The sequence below is a fragment of the Alcanivorax sp. 1008 genome, from assembly GCF_020667895.1.
GTDB lineage: Bacteria > Pseudomonadota > Gammaproteobacteria > Pseudomonadales > Alcanivoracaceae > PGZG01.
In genome coordinates, this window is the sequence record NZ_JAFMPS010000001.1 from 512,879 (window position 1) to 529,057 (window position 16,179).

The following is a 16,179-nucleotide window of genomic DNA, read 5'->3' on the forward strand; positions in this document are numbered from 1 at the left end:
TCAGCGCCCCTGGGTATATTGTTCGCGATTACGCAGGCTGGCGTCCGGTGCTTTACGCAACAGTACATAGGTGGCGCCGGCACCACCATGCCATGGTTTGGCACTATGGAAAGCCAGCACCAGATCCCACTCCTCCAGCCAGTGTAGTACATAACTTTTCATGCGGCCGGGCGTGACGCTGTGGTGGCCCTTGCCATGGGTGATTAGTACAGTACGTAAGCCGTGCTGATAGGCAGTGTTGAGAAAGTCGATCACCTGAATGCGGGCGTCACGCAGAGTGACCCGGTGCAGGTCAAGTCGGGACTGCGGCTCATATTTGCCAAGTCGTAACTTGCGATAGACACCCTCCTGGACACCGTTCTTTTTCAGACCCACAAGGTCATGGGGGCCGACTTCAGTGACCTGCTCTGGCAGGCTCAGGGGCTCCCGTGGGGCACCAGATAAGTCACTATCGGCGGCCTGTCGTCGGGCCAGCTGGGACAGGGTTGGTGAGCTCCGCGTAGGGGTCACAACCACGGGTTCATCAGGCAAGCGCCTAACGCCTCGCATTTCGCGCAGAAAAATATCTTCGTCCTGCTGTGACATAGACACCTCCGATTGCATGGTACCTGAAGCTGACGCAGACTGGTTGTCTGCCGACTTCAGGAGTCAAGGATGAAGCATCGCTCAAAGCGGGGTCCTCTGAACGTCAACGTCCGAGTGCGTGAGCCCGGTGCGGCGGAGCCCTTTGGCCATATTATTGACCTGTCTATCCGTGGTTTAAGCGTTTCCGGCCAAGGGCAGCCTTTGTCGGGGGATGCCCGTATCGTCGAGCTGCAGCTGCCCTGGACCATGCATGGTACGGATGTCATTGTGCTTGAGGTAGATCAACGATGGTTGGACTTTACTGATACCGGGCGCTGGCATGCCGGTTATCAGATTGTCTCTTGCCCGGAAGAAGCGTTGCTGGCACTGGAGCACCTGTCGGCAAGCTTTGCTGACCATTAGGAGCGGAGGATTTAGGGAATTGCTTTCGGCAACAGATCCGCTTGATCTTCCGTTTCTGTGGGAGCAGTACTGGCCCGGTCTGCTGGCCGTGCTCGGCGTTCTGCTGGCCACCGGGACCACCATCCATATTGTTCTGCACAAGCGAGAGTCCCGCGCTGCGGCAGCATGGACCGGACTGGTCTGGCTGGTGCCGTTTGTCGGTTTCGTTTTGTACTTAATGATTGGTGTTAATCGTATCCGTCGCCGAGCTCGGCAGCTCACCGGCGGTCGGCTGGACATTGTCAGTGGTTGGCGTCCGGCTGCGGAGCCGCAGCCACCTCAAGGGAATATGCAGTCTCTGGCTGGTCTGGTGGCGAGGCTTACCGGGCTGCCTCTTACTGCCGGTAATGACGTTCGGGTATTGCAGGCCAATGAGGCCCTGACCGCCATGATTGAGGCTATTCACGGGGCCCGAGAATCGGTTTATCTGTGCACCTATATCTTTGGCAATGATGAGGCGGGAAGGCGCATGGTCGCCGCTCTACAGGCAGCCTGTGAGCGCGGCGTTCGGGTGCGGGTACTGGTAGATGGAATGGGGCTGCTCTATTCGTTTCCCACCATCCGTCGTCGCTTGCAAGATGCTGGCATCCCACATGGTCGCTTTCTGTATTCCCTGGCGCCTTGGCGGATGCCTTATCTGAATATGCGTAACCACCGCAAAATTCTGGTGGTCGATCGCTGCCTTGGGTTTACCGGTGGGATGAATCTGCGCGCTGGCTACTTGACCAAGCCGCCCATCGTTCATGATCTGCACTTTGCCGTCAGCGGCCCCGCGGTGGGCCACCTGCTGCACAGTGTGGCCACAGACTGGCACTTCACCACCGGTGAGCTGCTTGACGATGCCTACCGGGGGCCGGCGGTACAGGGAGCGGTGATGGCCAGAGGGATTAGCGCCGGGCCGGATGCAGATTTCGAGAAGCGGCGTCTGACTCTGCTGGCCGCTATTGGCAGTGCGGAGCAAGAGATCCGCATTATGACTCCTTATTTTGTCCCTGATCAGAGCATTCAGATGGCATTGCAACTGGCTTGCCTGCGCGGAGTGCGGGTCAGAATCCTGTTGCCACAGCAGAATAACCTGCGTGTGGTGCATTGGGCGTCGCTGCATATTCTGCCGTGGCTGGTCTCCAGGGGGTGTGAGGTGAGTCTTTCCAGTGGTGCCTTTGACCATGGCAAGCTGATGACGGTGGATGGCTGCTGGTCGATGATTGGCTCGGGGAACTGGGATGCCCGTAGTCTGCGGCTGAATTTTGAGTTCGATATGGAGTGCTATGGCGAAGGGCTGGCTGCCCAGCTGAACCACTGTTTTGATATGCGAGAGGTTCACGCCCTCCGGCTGGATTCGTCATTGATATCCGAATGGTCCGCATTGCGCCGGGTGCGGTACGCTCTGGCGCATATTTTAGAGCCCTATCTTTGATTTGTTGTGTTTTGGTTTTATTTGTCCACTTTGAGCGCTTCTGGACTACGCTGGTATGCTCAACCGTCGCATAATCACAGCGCCACTCACTTTTTCAAGGAGAACACATGACAGGTCGGCTATCAGTATGGCTTTTGCTGGCCGCGTTCCTGCTATCTCCCCTGTCGGCTCAGGCGGAGGAGCGTGATTGGCGTCTGGTGACAGACCGCGACGGTGTGTTGGTCTACATGTCACACAACGATGATTCATCCATTAAAACCTTCCGCGGTGAGGCGGTGGTGCCCATGTCTGACTTGCGCGCCATCGGTAATCAGATTGAGGACTATGAATTTGTCGTCAGCTGGATGCACATGATTTCCTCCATATCGGAGATAAGCAGAGAATCCGGTGTTGAGCGCAAGATATGGGTTACCACTCGATTGCCGTGGCCAGTCAGCAACCGCGATGCTGCGCTGGATTTGCATATCAGTCAGGAGCCAGATACCGGTACCGTAGTGGTGTCCTATGAAGCAAATGACAGCCTGCTTGAGCCTCAGGCGGGTTATGTACGCATGCCAGCATTAAAAGGAATGCTGCGCTTTACACCCGTGGAGCCTGGTGAAGTTCACGTCACATTTGAAGTGGTGCTGGATCCGGGTGGTTACATCCCGGCGTGGATCGCCAACCTGATCCTGCGTGATATTCCCTACTTTTCCCTGCGCCGTTATCAGCGGGTGTCTGATCAGGAGCGTTTTCATGGCACAGATCGCGGTTATTACCGGATTCCCGCGGACTGGCCCGGGGCTAATCAGTAGTAGCTGGGCTGTTTAGTCTTTTGCGTTCACAGTTGAGTCACCCATCTATGCAATAAACTTGCCTCCCGAACGTTTACAGGAGGCCTGTGATGGCTTTAATCCGATGCGCCATCTTGGTCTTATGTGCTTTGTCTTCGGTCGCAGTTGCGGAGTTGGTGGTTGAAGGCTTGCAGTACCCTGCGTGGGTCCAGAAAAACGGAACCAACATCGCTTTGGCGCCAGGCGACACGATATTTTCAGGTGAACAGATTATTACCGGGGCTGGCGGCAAGGTCTGGCTCAAGATGCCCGATCACGCGAGAGTCAAGGTTGGTCCAGAGGCCACTTTGAATGTTGGCCTGATGACTGTGTCTTCAACGGGAAATGAGGATACAGAGAACTCTCTGCAAGGTGCTCTGGAGGTTGTGCGCGGCGCATTTCGCTACACCACCACCGAGCTAAGCAAACTCTGGCGGCGCGACGTGAATCTGCAGCTTGGTAATACGGCCACCATTGGTATTCGTGGTACCGACTTGTGGGGGCAAGTGGATAGTAACGATCAATTTGTTGTGCTGATTGAGGGAAGAATTACTGTTAAGCCGCGAGATATTACTGAAGCCATTACACTCATGAATCCATTGCAGACTTACCGTGCCGGCAGGCAAGAAGCAGGTTCGGTTGATATGCAGGCACTGCAGTCACTTGCTCCGATAACGGAGTTGGATGCTGGTTCCGGAATCATGCGGCAGGGCGGAGAATACAGTCTGAATCTGGCATCGTTCTCGTCATCTGATCAAGCCAAACTGTTTGCTCAAGTGCTTGATAAGGCTGGATTGGCTAGCACAACAACACGGGTGAATATCGCAGACGCAGTTTGGTGGCGTGTGTCAGCGGTTGCGCTTGTGTCCTTGCAGGATGCGCGGTCTTTGCGGGAACGGCTGTCCGGGTTCCAACAGGTATCGTCACCCTGGATAAGTAAATAGCCTTTTGAGCGCGGTAAAATGGTGCTCCCGGCAGGACTCGAACCTGCCACCTTCCCCTTAGGAGGGGGACGCTCTATCCAGATGAGCTACGGGAGCATTGCAGGGCAATCCGCATTATACCCGCCAGTATTCTGCCGTCACCTTCTATGCAGTACCCTGATGGCAGGTAATAACGGTGACGGAGAGATGTGTGGACAGCGCTGAGTGCTGGCTTAGCATTATTATTCCAACTTTAGACGAAGCTCAGGGTGTCGTCGGGCTGCTGCAGAGCATGCAGCCATGGCGAGCGCAGGGTGCAGAGCTGATCCTTGTGGATGGGGGTAGTCGTGACAACACGGTTGCTTTGGCCACTCCATTAACCGACCAAATGTTGACTAGTAGTCCAGGCAGAGCTTTGCAAATGAATGCTGGTGCGGCCAGTGCCAGAGGCCGCGTGCTATGGTTTGTGCATGCCGATTCATATCTCGCAGGGGATGAAATCCACACACTGAAAAGTTGTTTGCCCGAGCTGGTGAGTGGCGGCTGGGGACGCTTTGATGTGATGCTCAGTGGCGCCGATTGGCGCTTGCGATTGGTTGCCACGATGATGAACTTGCGCTCGCGGATCACTGCTATCGCCACTGGCGATCAGGGTATTTTTATCAGCCGTTGCTGGTTTGACAGGGTTGCAGGTTTTCCTGTGCAGCCACTAATGGAGGATGTGGAAATCAGCGCTCGGTTGCGACGGTTGGGGCGGCCTGTTTGTCTGCGACAGAGAATCACTACTGATAGCCGGCGTTGGCAGCGTCATGGTGTCTGGCGCACCGTTAGTTTTATGTGGTGGTTACGCTGGCGCTATTTTCGGGGCGCATCTGCTGAAGAGTTACATCGTTACTACTACGCAGCGGAGCCATCAGATGGTTGACTCGGCCTGCATGTCTGCCGTCGTCGCGGTATTTGCTCGGCCGCCACTGGCCGGGCAAGTAAAAACTCGCCTGGCAGCCACTTTGGGAGATGCGATGGCACTGGATGTCTACCGTCGTCTGCTGGCCATGACACTGAAAAGCGCTACAGACAGCGGTTATCCGTGTGTTCTTTTCGCAGCAGCACCATCAGCAGAGCTATCGGCAATGGCAGCCAGCTACGGCGTCAGTGTGCGTGTGCAACAGGGTAGCGGGTTGGGTGAGAGAATGGTTCGAGCGATTGCCGATCTGCATCGACAATACCAGCGGGTGCTGCTTATTGGTTCTGACTGCCCGGCACTGGCGCCGCAACACCTGCAGCAAGGCTTTGCAGCATTGCAGGATGCTGCGGTAGTACTGGGGCCAGCAGAAGATGGGGGCTATTGGTTGATTGGTAGTGCCGAGCCTGAGTGCTGGCATGATTATCATCTTCTTGATCCCGTGCGTTTTGGCGGTCACGAGGCGCTGGCCATGACGTTGTGCTGTCTGAAGGCCTGCACGCAATCCCGTTTGCAGTATCATGGAGCGTCGATCGCGATGCTGGCAGCGTTGTGGGATCTTGATACCGAGGCGGATTATCACCGGGCGGTATCAGCAGGCTTGCTCAGCTAGAGACTGAAATCATGGAAAGAGAAATCAAGGAGACAGCATGAACGCGTCAGCGTCTCTCGACTGGGAACTGGTCAGGGAGCTTAAGGAAATCATGGCAGATGGCTTTATCACGTTGGTGGATTCCTATGAGCGGGATACTGCCAAGCGCCTTGCCGAAATGTCCCACGCCGTGGAGCTGGGCGACCGCAATCTGGTTCGGCAATTAGCGCACAGCCTGAAGGGGAGCAGCAGCAATCTGGGGGCGATTGAAGTCACAGCACATTGTGTGGATCTGGAGCGCAGCGCGGCAGCTGCGGCAGAGGAGGAGCTCGCCAGTCTGCTTGGCAGGCTCGAGGCCTCCCACGATCAGGCCCTTGCGGCGCTGCGGAGCTGCGTTGATAGCTGAAGTCTTGGGGGGGCAGGAAATGAAACACCCCGCTGCGAGTGAAGTCGAAGCGGGGTGTCAGGCTGCCCTATGGCAGCCGAGGGTCGTTACTGAGCGCCTGGCGGGTGGTTCTTGAGGGGCCGGTATCCTGCCTGTCCCTCTTTGCTATGACTTGCTGTCACATAATCATCCTAGATCAGTAGTGCCGGAGTGGTCTGTAAAAACCCGGGCGGGTATGTAAAATCGTCAATCAGGCACAAGCTAACCCATGATCTTGTAAGAGATATCCTACAAATGCGTAGGATAACCACAGAAAAAACGCTTGGAAAATGCCCTGTCTTGTCCCACTTTATAAGCCAATCCTTTGACAACAAAGGAGTTTCTCTCGCCATCTTGTTTTTTTAGCCCTATTCCCCCCGTTTTGGGGCATCCGCAGGGTGTCGGGCTTTGCTAGACTGGTTTCGTGTACAGGGAGTGCTTCACAAGGAACTGCAAGGATCGCAGACATGGAGGTCAACTGAGCGCAATTCGGGTAAGGATGCTCGACAAAAAAGGGTGGCAGGATGCCACCCTTTTTTCTTTTACGGGCTTATTGAAGTAGCCATTGGCCTCGCAGGGCCAGATCCTAATGCTTAACGAACCAGTTTTTCACGCTTATTAGCCACACCATCCCACTGCTCGGCATCTGGCAGGGCATCTTTCATTTCAGTGATGTTCGGCCAAGTCTCAGCCAACTCGGCATTGATGGCGACGAACTCTTTCTGATCATCCGGCAGCTCGTCTTCAGAGAAGATGGCGTTGACCGGGCACTCAGGCTCACACAGGGCGCAATCAATGCACTCGTCCGGGTGAATTACCAGAAAGTTGGGGCCTTCGTAAAAACAGTCTACCGGACACACTTCTACGCAATCCGTGTGCTTGCAGTTAATGCAGTTCTCGCCTACTACAAAGGTCATCTGTTGGTCCTCAATCGGGCTCAATTCCGGGGGCTGTGTTTCCTCAGGCGCGCTAGTCTACTGGCAGTGCCGGGGGCAGGCAAATCAGTATATTGCCCAGTGGTCAGACATCTTGGTGCAGCGCCTTGAGCTGGTAAAGAGCTTGCAGGGCATCTCTGGGGCTCATGTTGTCCGGGTCCAGTTCGCTGAGCTGCTGTTCCAGCGCTGATGGTGAGCTGTGGAACAGGTCCGCCTGTGCCGGTTGAGTGTCGGCGGAAACCGTGCCTTGTGGACCCACGGAGATCGTCTGACCGCTTTCCAGTTGCGCCAGTCGTGCCCTTGCGGCGCGGATCACACTGGCGGGGACGCCGGCCAGCTGCGCTACCTGAAGACCGTAGCTGCGACTGGCAGGCCCCTCCTGAACCCGGTGCAGGAAGACAATGCCATCGCCATGTTCGCTGGCAGTCAGGTGGGCATTGCGCACCGTCGTCAGTTCATCCGGTAGGCGGGTCAATTCGAAGTAGTGAGTGGCGAACAGGGTAAATGCCTGCTGTTCGCTAGCCAGTCGGGTAGCAGCGGCCCAGGCCAGTGCCAGACCATCGAAGGTACTGGTGCCGCGGCCGATCTCGTCCATTAGCACCAGCGATCTGCTGGTGGCGTTGTTCAGAATATTGGCGGTCTCGGTCATTTCCACCATAAAGGTAGAGCGTCCGCCGGCCAGATCATCGGCAGAGCCTATGCGGGTAAAGATCCGGTCGATGGGACCGATACTGGCGCTGGCTGCAGGTACACAGCAGCCAATATGGGCTAGCAGCACAATCAAAGCAGTTTGTCGCATATAAGTGGATTTACCGCCCATATTCGGACCGGTGATGATCAGCATGCGGCGTTGGTTATCCAGATGCAGACTGTTAGGTACGAAGGCTTCTTCCAGTACCTGTTCAACCACCGGATGACGGCCATCAATAATTTCCACAATCGGCTCGCCCACCAGTGATGCGCGGACCAGATTCAGGGCTTCTGCGCGTTCGGCAAAGCAGGCCAGTACGTCGAGCTCGGCCAGCCCTGCGGCACTGTGTTGCAAGTCAGCGAGTCGTTCATTCAAGCGATCAAGCAACTCCTCATACAGGGCTTTCTCCAGCGTGAGCGCTTTACTGGAAGCAGACAGAGCCTTGTCTTCAAAGGTTTTCAACTCGGGGGTGATGAAACGTTCCGTGTTTTTCATCGTCTGTCGACGAATATAGTCTGCTGGCACCTGTTCGGCATCGCGGCGCGATAGCTCAATGTAGTAGCCATGCACCCGGTTATATTTCACTCGCAAGGTGGCAAGACCGGTGCGCGCACGCTCCCGTTCTTCAATGTCTACCAGAATGCTGCCAGCGTCTTCGCTGATGCTGCGCAGTTCGTCCAGATCACTGTTATAGCCCTCGGCAATTACCCCGCCATCGCGCATTAACATGGGCGGGTTTTCAACGATGGCTTTTTGCAGTAATTCACATTGCTCGGGGAAAACACCCAGCTTTTCCCGCAAAACAGCTAGCGAGCCAGTGGTCGGCAGAGCGTCTTGCAGGGCGGGCAGGGCGGCAAGACTGCGAGCCAGTCGGGTTAAATCCCGTGGCCTTGCCGAGCGTAGTGCTACCCGGCCAAGGATGCGCTCCATGTCACCGATGTCATCAAGCAGTGTGCGGATATTTTCGAACTGCCAGCCTTCGCGCAGCGTGGCGATTCGCTCGCTACGCTCATTGATGCGCGCTTTTTTGCGCAACGGTTGATGTAACCAGCGGCGCAACAGGCGCGCGCCCATGGCGGTAATGGTACTGTCCAGAACCCACGCCAGAGTGTGGCTATCCCGACCATCCAGAGTTTGTGTCAACTCAAGATTGCGGCGCGTGGCTGCATCCATATGGATGCCATCGTCATGGGACTCAATCGACATGCTATTGAGATGGGGCAGGGCGCTGCGCTGTGTTTCGCGAGCATAGCCAAGCAGGCTGCCGGCGGCGGCAATTTCCAGCGCTGAAGGGTTGCCAAAACCTGCCAGATCATGGGTGCCAAACTGCTTGCATAACAAACGCTGAGCGGTGTCCGGATCAAACTCCCATACTGGTCGAGCACGTGCGCCCGCACGCTTGCGTACCGATTCGGGCAAAGCGGCGCTCTCGTCATACAGCAGTTCCGCAGGCTGCAGTCGCTCGATAATGGCCAGCAGGGCTTCACGTCCCTCGACCCGGGTTACGGTCAATCTGCCAGCCGCCAGGTCCAGCGATGCAGCGCCATAGTGTTCGCCATTTGCCGCTACGGCGCATAACAGTGTGTCACGTCGCTCATCCAGCAAGGCTTCGTCACTGACGGTGCCAGGGGTGACGATTCGGGCAACCCGCCGTTCAACGGGGCCCTTGCTGGTAGCCGGGTCTCCAAACTGCTCACAGATCACCACAGATTCGCCCAGCCGTACCAGTCGGCCCAGATAGCCTTCGGCGGCATGGTGGGGCAGACCTGCCATGGCAATGGGTCGGCCAGCGCTCTGGCCCCGGGAGGTCAGGGTGATATCCAGCAGCCGCGCAGCCTTTTCGGCATCGCCATAGAACAGCTCGTAAAAGTCGCCCATGCGGTAGAACACCAGATGATCCGGGTGCTCAGCTTTGATGCGCAGGTACTGCTGCATCATAGGGGTGTGGTTACTGATATCTGCGGACAATACAAGGCTCCGGCCGGGGGGCATGCGTGACAACGAAGGGCAGATGATATCGGCTCGCTCCAGCGCTGCCAACGCGGGCCTGTTGGCGGGCATGTCTTGTGTGGAAGGGGCTCCGATCGGTTAGCCGAGCGGCAGTGTCACATCAGCTGAGGAGTCAGGCCCGTCATCCCGGCCGCATACTACGGGTAAACCGTCAGCTGGCCTTGTGACGCCGACGGTACTCACCCGGTGACATGTGCAGCCAGCGCCGAAATGCCCGGGTGAAACTGGCTGTGTCGGTATAGCCCAGATGAATCGCCAGCTCATCCAGTGTCATGTCAGAACCCGCCAATATCTGTTCGGCAGTCTGGCGGCGTTCTTCCTCAATCAACTGGCGGAAGCTGGTGCCTTCCTGCTCCAGCTTGCGTCGCAAACTGCGTGGTGACATGGCCAGTGCACTGGCGACTTCCTCCACCGTAGCTATCAGGCCCAGCCGGCCGAGGATGTGCTGGCGCACCTGACCGGCCAAACCGCCGACCTGTCGTTGCTGGAGTTGTGTGCGGCACTGGTCTTCCAGCATGCGTACCAGGTTGCCATTAAAGGTGGGCAAGGGTTTGTCCGCGGACTCCACCGAGACCATCGTTGCATTTCGTGACTGGCCATAGTGCGGCGCTACGCCAATAGCGGTTTTAACGAAGTCGGCATAGGCCGGCGGGTCGCCCTGGAATTCGGCTCGGGCAATGGTCAGCCCGGCAAGACTGAGCTCACGCACTAGATTGATGCCGGTTGCCAGATCCCGTTCCAGCAGGAACTGCTGCAAATGGCGGGGGATATCCGAAGGGTCCATGCCGATGCCAAAGTACTGACCATCGTCAAAGGTGAACATGCGGCAGTAGGCGGTGCTCAGGGGCAGGTAACGCATGGCAGTTTCTGCAGCGTCCCTGAGTGTCCGACTGGTACGCAGGGCGAATCCCCAGATGCCGAAGGTGGCAACGTTGTACTGCTGGCCAAGCCGAAACCCCAGAGCTGGCTCGTCCGGCAGTGCCAGCATGATGTTCTCGATGAGTCGCATTTCCTGCTCGCGGGGAATCAGGGCATCGCTGTCTTCGAGCAAGGTTTCGTTAATGCCGGTGCCCAGCAGGCAGGTGTCACTGTCCACGCCCAGACTGGCGGCAAAGTTGACCATCACTTGGGCAATGGTGGCGGGGTGAAGAAAGCTTCCTGATGCGGGCATGTGAGCGATTCTAGCCCAGCGGCAGGGCAGGGCATAGCGGGTCTGCGATGCCGGTGTCTGGCCAGAAAGGTCAGCATACTGGCCAGAACTGCCCTGTCACCCAGATCGCCCGAGGGGCACAGTGAAACCATACCAATGCCAGAAAGGGAAACGCCATGTCCAACGATCTCCAGGCCCTCAACCGCGAGGCCATTGCGGTGGCCAAGTTACATATGGGCCAGATTTGCTGGCCCACAGTCGCACTGGTGGCGGTCGTCTGGATTGGCGTTACAGCGACCCTTGGCTTGTTCGTCGCTGGCCTGCTGAATGGATGGGTTGCCACTGCACTAATGGCTGCCCTGACCTACATGTCCTACACACCATTGCATGAAGCGGCCCATGGCAATATCCACGGCAAGCATGATGAGCTACGCTGGTTGAACGATCTGTGCGGGTATCTGGTGGCTCCTTTGATTGCCGTGCCGTACGCATCGCATCGGCTGGAGCATTTTACCCATCACCGTTACACCAACCAGCCGGACAAAGACCCGGATTTTATTATCAGCGCCATGGGAAACGGTCTGCGGGGACTGACGATGACGCCGATCAAGTTCCTTTGGGTGCAGAACACCTTCTTTGTCGTCAATCACTGGCAGAATGCGACCGCAAGGGAGCGCCTGACGTACTGCCTTGAGGTCAGCGTTTCAGTGGGCTGGCGCGTCGCCTTGCTGATGCTTGTTGCCGCCCCCGGGCTGGCTTGGGTGATCCTGCTTGGCTACTACTTCGGAGGCATGTTCACCGCGTACTGGTTTGCATACCGCCCTCATATCCCCTACCAGAATACCGCGCGCTATCAGAACACCAATAGTCTGATCGCTCCGCGCTGGCTGAAGCCCTTCGAGTGGTTCTGGCTGGGGCAAAACCTGCACTCCGTACATCATTTGTTCCCGCGGGTGCCCTTCTATCGCTACCACGCGGTGCACCGGGATATCGAGCCGATTCTGCGCGCCCAAGGCACTCCGATCTGCGGCATGTTCGACCGTCAGCCGGTGGCTCAGGGGCATGGGCGGGTATAGCGCCGGCTGTGCCCGAAAACAGCTGTACACAGCGCCCCCAGCTTGCCATCCGGTGATCTATGCGGGCTTGACTTGATGCACGCCATTTGCGGTGCATTGTGTCATTCAGGCCACTGCGCCGACGTCCTAGAATGCTGACCACAAAGAGCATCCGCCGGCACGGTGGTACGTTGGAGAGTGGCATGGACCTGCAAATACCTGAATCGGAAAAATTCTTTCGTGATGAGGTGCGAACCTTCCTCGCGGAGAACCTGACGGACGATATTCGTCGTGCTGGCAAGCTCGTCACGTCGGTGTTCTCACCGGTTGAGGAGGCGATGGCCTGGCAGAAGATCCTGCACAAGCAGGGCTGGGCGGCGCCGCATTGGCCGGAGGCTTTTGGTGGTACCGGCTGGAGTGTTAGCCAGCGCGCAATTTTTGCTGAGGAACTGGTCCGTGCGGAGACGCCACCGCTGGTGCCGATGGGACTGCTAATGTGTGGCCCGTGCCTGATTGGCTGCGGCACGGAGCAGCAGAAAGCGGAATACCTGCCGAAGATTCTCAATGGTGAGCACTTCTGGTGTCAGGGTTACTCCGAGCCCGGCTCCGGCTCTGACTTGGCATCGCTGAAAACCTTTGCCGAAAAAGACGGTGATGACTACATCATCAACGGCACCAAGATTTGGACCACCTACGCCCATCATGCCAATCGTATGTTTGCCCTGGTGCGCACGAAAAAGGATGGTAAGCCGCAGCAGGGCATTACTTTCCTGTTGCTGGATATGAAGTCCCCTGGCATCACGGTGGAGCCTATTGTTGGTCTGGATGAAGTGCCGGAACAGTGCCAGGTGTGGTTCGACAATGTGCGTGTGCCCCAGGCGAATCGCGTTGGTCGGGAAAACGATGGTTGGACTGTAGCGAAGTATCTGCTGATGTTTGAGCGTGGCGGGCAGGCATATGCTCCAGGCCTCAATGTGTTGCTGGAAAAGATCCGCGTTATGGCCGGCAAGCAGCAAGGTACGCATGGCACCCTCAAGGATGATCCTGTTTGGCAGTATAAGATGGCGTCGTTGGAAGCTGACATTCTGGCGTTGGAGTTTACTGAGATGCGCATCAAGTCAGCGCTTTCTTCCGGCAAGGACCCCGGCGCTCTGGCATCCATGACCAAGATCCTCGGCACCGAGTTGCTGCAAAAAGCCACCGAGTTGCGCATTGAGACTCTGGGGGCGCAAGCGTTGATCTGGCAGCCGCAGGCGCTGGTGCCTGGTGCGGAGCAGCCGCCCTTGGGGCCGGAGTACGCCATGACCGCCATGCCGCACTATCTGAATTCGCGCGCCTGTTCCATCTATGGCGGTTCCAATGAAGTGCAGCGCGGCATTATCGCCAAAGCCGTACTGGGTCTGTAAGGGAGCAGGGATATGAACTTTCAGATGAATGATGAGCAACAGATGTTGGCGGATTCTGCGCGCAGTTTTGTCCGTGCTAACAGTGATGTGGAAAAGCATCGTCAGAATAAGCAGCTGGTAAAACTGGATGCGGCCACTTGGCAGCAGTTTGCCGAGCTAGGCTGGTTGGCAGTGCCGTTTGAGGAAAAGCACGGTGGCCTCGGGCTGGGGGTCACCGAAACCATGGTGTTGCTGGAAAGCCTGGGTGAGGGTCTGATCATGGCACCCTATATCGCCACGGTAGTGATGGGCGGTGGCTTCCTGCGGCATGCGCGGGAATTGGTGCAGGATGAAAAAATCCCGGCATTAATCGAAGGCAAACTGCAGCTGGCGTTTGCAGCGGAAGAATACGAGCGTGTGTTCAGTCTGGAGAACACCGCCATGTCTGGCGAAGTCCAGGACAACGGTATCGTGCTTAATGGCACCAAGGCGTGTGTGCTTAATGGGGACCAGGCCGACCTGCTGGTGGTGCTGGTACGTACTGAGGGTGCGGTGGGCGATCGTCATGGCTTGTCGCTGATGTTGGTTGACGCGAATGCCGAAGGCATTGAGCGTTTGCCTCATCGCACTGTGGATGGCCGGCAGGGTGCTGAGGTGCGTTTCTCCAATGTACTGGTGCCCCATGAGTTTCTAATCGGTGAGCTGAATCAGGCAGCAGACATAGCAGATAGCGTGTTGCAGGAAGCCCTGCTGGCAATTTCTGCAGAGTGCGTGGGCAGTCTGTCCGTGTTGCTGGAGCAGACCGTGGAATACAGCAAAACCCGTCAGCAGTTTGGTGTGCCGATTGGCAAATTCCAGGCGCTGCAGCATCGCATGACCGACATGTTTATTGCCATGGAGCAAACCCGGTCGCTGTTGTTGGCGGCTACATTGAAGACTGCGGAAGGTCATAAGGATGCGCCGCGTGCGGTGCATGCTATAAAAGCCCAGTTAGGCCGGGGCGGGCGCAAGATTGTGCAGGAGGCGATTCAGATCCACGGCGGTATGGGCATGACTGATGAACTGGGAGTGGGGCACTATGCCAAGCGAGTCACCGCAGCGGACGGCATGTTCGGTAACGCGGATCGTCACCTGATGGCCATGGCAGCAGCACGGCCCTGATCAAGTCTGTCTTGATGAGGTGTGGGTTGCGCATGTTTCTCTCAGGCTGTGTGCAAACGTAGCCATGCTTCCACCAGCAGGTAAGCGTGGCCCATTTGATGAAGTGATGTGATTTTTCCCGGCAGCGACATCAAGTCATTGCCCTGCGGTTCCTTTGCCGTTGGCTGTATCGGCGGTGGTTGCGTGGTTATCCCCGTGACTACCCAAGTGGCTGGAAGTTGATCAGCGTGTCTGCGTGAATCTGGCCTCACTCTAGAGTGCTTCCTATAAAGGGATGGCAAGCAAAAGTGATGTTTAATTATCGCGCCAAAATAGTTGTATTGCCTTTGGCGCCCACTGCTAGAGGTGGCAGAGGTCAGCGGATTGCCTGGCTGACCTGGTTCCTGCCAGCCCGTTTTGCTTCGTAGAGAGCCGTGTCTGCCTGCTGAAGCAGTGTCTCGAATGTTGCCCCCTGTGGCAGTGCACAGCTTGATGCAACGCCGAAGCTCGCGGTGACTGAAAGTGTCTCGTCGCCATGCTCTATCGGGGCCTGCTCAATGGAAGTGCGTATGCGCTCGGCGATGATTGTCGCTTCGTCCTGGCTGCATTGTGGCAACAGCACAACAAATTCTTCGCCACCATAGCGTGCTGTTATGTCGGAGGATCGGGCCTGGAGCGTCAGCTTTGTGGCAATTTGCTTGAGCACATGATCTCCGGCCGCATGGCCATAGGTGTCATTGATGGACTTGAAGTGATCTATGTCCAGCATAATGCAGGACAGGTCCTGATCCGCCATGCGCAGAGAGCGAGTGAATTCACTGGTTCCAGTGGAAAAAAGGTAGCTGCGGTTGAACAGGCCAGTCAGTGAGTCAGTAATAGAGTCCAGCTTCAGGTGGTTTTCACGCTGGGCCCAGCGCTCTGTGGCAAGCAGTGCAAACAGATAAAAGCTGGAAGTCATAACTGCAAACAGGGAAATAAATACTGACCACGCCCAATGAGGGTTGTTAAGTCCGTCATACAGGGGCTGGTTAATCATGGGTGCATAGGGCAGTAAACGAAATACCTCAATCACTGAGAATATCATCAGGCAAAGCAGCATGATGAAGAATAACGCCTTGATGTTGCGGATATTGGCCATAGGCATGGCAATGGCCAGCCCGATGTACTGAAGTAATAGAGCGACAGTGAAGTGTGTGCCCGAAAGCCAGCCGGCGACAATTATCGGCACAGCAAAACAGACAATCAAAAATAGTTCCAGACGATCTGATTGGAGTTCATATTTTCTGATGTGAATGCCATAGGCGATGGCCCCGCTTACCAGCACAATGTCGGCTAAAAACATGCCCAAAACGAAACGCGCATAGGAAGGGGTGAGCAGCTCCGGGAGTGCGTATAAAGCTGTTGCTATGACAATACTGAGGCATATCGGCGTTACAAGGATCACCGCCCCGAGAAATATCATCCGGTCGACTTGGGGCATATCAATGAGGCGATAAAGCCTGTTGGGAATTCCTGAGCTGCCTAACTGCTGTTGCATGACCTTGCTGTCATCAATGGCGGTGGTGCCCAATCATAGTATCCAACGGGTCTGACTACTACTGACAAGCAGGCGCGCTTGCGGGATAAGCGATTTATCGCGGAGAGAGTGGCCAACAGCT

General features: G+C 56.5%; 15 protein-coding genes and 1 tRNA gene. 10 read left to right on the plus strand and 6 right to left on the minus strand.

Going from position 1 to position 16,179, the window contains the following annotated elements:
- Positions 1-585, minus strand: a complete 585-nt coding sequence (gene smrA / locus J1C54_RS02415) for a DNA endonuclease SmrA (RefSeq protein ID WP_229144234.1) — start codon at positions 583-585, stop codon at positions 1-3.
- 69 nt (positions 586-654) lie between these two features.
- Between smrA and J1C54_RS02420 the strand changes: the two genes are divergently transcribed.
- From J1C54_RS02420 to J1C54_RS02435, 4 genes are all read left to right on the plus strand, one after another.
- Positions 655-987: a hypothetical protein gene (locus J1C54_RS02420; RefSeq protein ID WP_229144235.1), complete on the plus strand. Its 333-nt coding sequence runs from the start codon at positions 655-657 to the stop codon at positions 985-987.
- A 19-nt stretch (positions 988-1,006) separates the two neighbouring features.
- On the plus strand, positions 1,007-2,443 hold the full coding sequence (locus J1C54_RS02425; protein ID WP_229144236.1) for a phospholipase D-like domain-containing protein: 1,437 nt from the start codon (positions 1,007-1,009) through the stop codon (positions 2,441-2,443).
- 107 nt (positions 2,444-2,550) lie between these two features.
- Complete coding sequence (locus J1C54_RS02430) at positions 2,551-3,237, plus strand: START domain-containing protein (protein ID WP_229144237.1); 687 nt, start codon at positions 2,551-2,553, stop codon at positions 3,235-3,237.
- Between the two features lie 89 nt (positions 3,238-3,326).
- The gene (locus J1C54_RS02435) at positions 3,327-4,199 is read left to right on the plus strand and encodes an SPOR domain-containing protein (protein WP_229144238.1); all 873 of its coding nucleotides are present in this window, start codon (positions 3,327-3,329) and stop codon (positions 4,197-4,199) included.
- 19 nt (positions 4,200-4,218) lie between these two features.
- Here the strand turns inward: J1C54_RS02435 and J1C54_RS02440 are convergent.
- A tRNA-Arg gene (locus J1C54_RS02440) sits at positions 4,219-4,295 on the minus strand.
- A gap of 94 nt (positions 4,296-4,389) precedes the next feature.
- On the opposite strand from J1C54_RS02440, the gene J1C54_RS02445 reads away from it, so the two are divergent.
- From J1C54_RS02445 to J1C54_RS02455, 3 genes are read left to right on the plus strand one after another with little or no spacing between them, the layout of a single operon-like run.
- Complete coding sequence (locus J1C54_RS02445; RefSeq protein WP_229144239.1) at positions 4,390-5,103, plus strand: TIGR04283 family arsenosugar biosynthesis glycosyltransferase; 714 nt, start codon at positions 4,390-4,392, stop codon at positions 5,101-5,103.
- A complete protein-coding gene (locus J1C54_RS02450) occupies positions 5,096-5,752 on the plus strand; it encodes a TIGR04282 family arsenosugar biosynthesis glycosyltransferase (RefSeq protein WP_229144240.1) in 657 nt (218 codons plus the stop codon). Before J1C54_RS02445 ends, J1C54_RS02450 begins: the two co-directional genes overlap by 8 nt.
- 37 nt (positions 5,753-5,789) lie before the next feature.
- Entirely contained in the window at positions 5,790-6,137 is a 348-nt protein-coding gene (locus J1C54_RS02455) for an Hpt domain-containing protein (protein ID WP_229144241.1), read from the plus strand.
- Positions 6,138-6,748: 611 nt separating this feature from the next.
- Here J1C54_RS02455 and fdxA read toward each other — a convergent pair.
- The 3 genes from fdxA to J1C54_RS02470 all read right to left on the minus strand — a co-directional run bounded on the left by fdxA (position 6,749) and on the right by J1C54_RS02470 (position 10,962).
- Entirely contained in the window at positions 6,749-7,072 is a 324-nt protein-coding gene (gene fdxA, locus J1C54_RS02460; RefSeq protein WP_229144242.1) for a ferredoxin FdxA, read from the minus strand.
- 103 nt (positions 7,073-7,175) lie between these two features.
- Positions 7,176-9,719: a DNA mismatch repair protein MutS gene (gene mutS / locus J1C54_RS02465; RefSeq protein WP_229144336.1), complete on the minus strand. Its 2,544-nt coding sequence runs from the start codon at positions 9,717-9,719 to the stop codon at positions 7,176-7,178.
- A gap of 223 nt (positions 9,720-9,942) precedes the next feature.
- Positions 9,943-10,962, minus strand: coding sequence for an AraC family transcriptional regulator (locus J1C54_RS02470; RefSeq protein WP_229144243.1), 1,020 nt, complete (start codon positions 10,960-10,962; stop codon positions 9,943-9,945).
- A 155-nt stretch (positions 10,963-11,117) separates the two neighbouring features.
- On the opposite strand from J1C54_RS02470, the gene J1C54_RS02475 reads away from it, so the two are divergent.
- The 3 genes from J1C54_RS02475 (at position 11,118) to J1C54_RS02485 (ending at position 14,542) form a co-directional block, all read left to right on the plus strand.
- A complete protein-coding gene (locus J1C54_RS02475; protein WP_229144244.1) occupies positions 11,118-12,017 on the plus strand; it encodes a fatty acid desaturase in 900 nt (299 codons plus the stop codon).
- Positions 12,018-12,199: 182 nt separating this feature from the next.
- Positions 12,200-13,402 (plus strand): acyl-CoA dehydrogenase family protein, encoded by a 1,203-nt coding sequence (locus tag J1C54_RS02480; RefSeq protein ID WP_229144245.1) that lies wholly within the window; start codon positions 12,200-12,202, stop codon positions 13,400-13,402.
- Positions 13,403-13,414: 12 nt separating this feature from the next.
- Positions 13,415-14,542 carry an acyl-CoA dehydrogenase family protein gene (locus J1C54_RS02485; RefSeq protein WP_229144246.1) on the plus strand — a complete coding sequence of 376 codons (1,128 nt, stop codon included), beginning with the start codon at positions 13,415-13,417 and terminating at the stop codon, positions 14,540-14,542.
- Positions 14,543-14,897: 355 nt separating this feature from the next.
- Here the strand turns inward: J1C54_RS02485 and J1C54_RS02490 are convergent, their stop codons facing one another.
- Positions 14,898-15,863 (minus strand): GGDEF domain-containing protein, encoded by a 966-nt coding sequence (locus tag J1C54_RS02490; RefSeq protein ID WP_229144247.1) that lies wholly within the window; start codon positions 15,861-15,863, stop codon positions 14,898-14,900.
- Between the last annotated feature and the right edge of the window lie 316 nt (positions 15,864-16,179).

Bases quoted from the DNA above. Each gene is read 5' to 3' on its own strand.
- J1C54_RS02455 (WP_229144241.1), top strand. From the start codon at position 5,790: ATGAACGCGTCAGCGTCTCTCGACTGGGAACTGGTCAGGGAGCTTAAG.
- J1C54_RS02450 (WP_229144240.1), top strand. From the start codon at position 5,096: ATGGTTGACTCGGCCTGCATGTCTGCCGTCGTCGCGGTATTTGCTCGG.
- J1C54_RS02470 (WP_229144243.1), bottom strand. From the start codon at position 10,962: ATGCCCGCATCAGGAAGCTTTCTTCACCCCGCCACCATTGCCCAAGTG.
- fdxA (WP_229144242.1), bottom strand. From the start codon at position 7,072: ATGACCTTTGTAGTAGGCGAGAACTGCATTAACTGCAAGCACACGGAT.
- smrA (WP_229144234.1), bottom strand. From the start codon at position 585: ATGTCACAGCAGGACGAAGATATTTTTCTGCGCGAAATGCGAGGCGTT.
- J1C54_RS02430 (WP_229144237.1), top strand. From the start codon at position 2,551: ATGACAGGTCGGCTATCAGTATGGCTTTTGCTGGCCGCGTTCCTGCTA.
- mutS (WP_229144336.1), bottom strand. From the start codon at position 9,719: ATGATGCAGCAGTACCTGCGCATCAAAGCTGAGCACCCGGATCATCTG.
- J1C54_RS02485 (WP_229144246.1), top strand. From the start codon at position 13,415: ATGAACTTTCAGATGAATGATGAGCAACAGATGTTGGCGGATTCTGCG.
- J1C54_RS02475 (WP_229144244.1), top strand. From the start codon at position 11,118: ATGTCCAACGATCTCCAGGCCCTCAACCGCGAGGCCATTGCGGTGGCC.
- J1C54_RS02480 (WP_229144245.1), top strand. From the start codon at position 12,200: ATGGACCTGCAAATACCTGAATCGGAAAAATTCTTTCGTGATGAGGTG.
- J1C54_RS02420 (WP_229144235.1), top strand. From the start codon at position 655: ATGAAGCATCGCTCAAAGCGGGGTCCTCTGAACGTCAACGTCCGAGTG.
- J1C54_RS02490 (WP_229144247.1), bottom strand. From the start codon at position 15,863: ATGTTTTTAGCCGACATTGTGCTGGTAAGCGGGGCCATCGCCTATGGC.
- J1C54_RS02435 (WP_229144238.1), top strand. From the start codon at position 3,327: ATGGCTTTAATCCGATGCGCCATCTTGGTCTTATGTGCTTTGTCTTCG.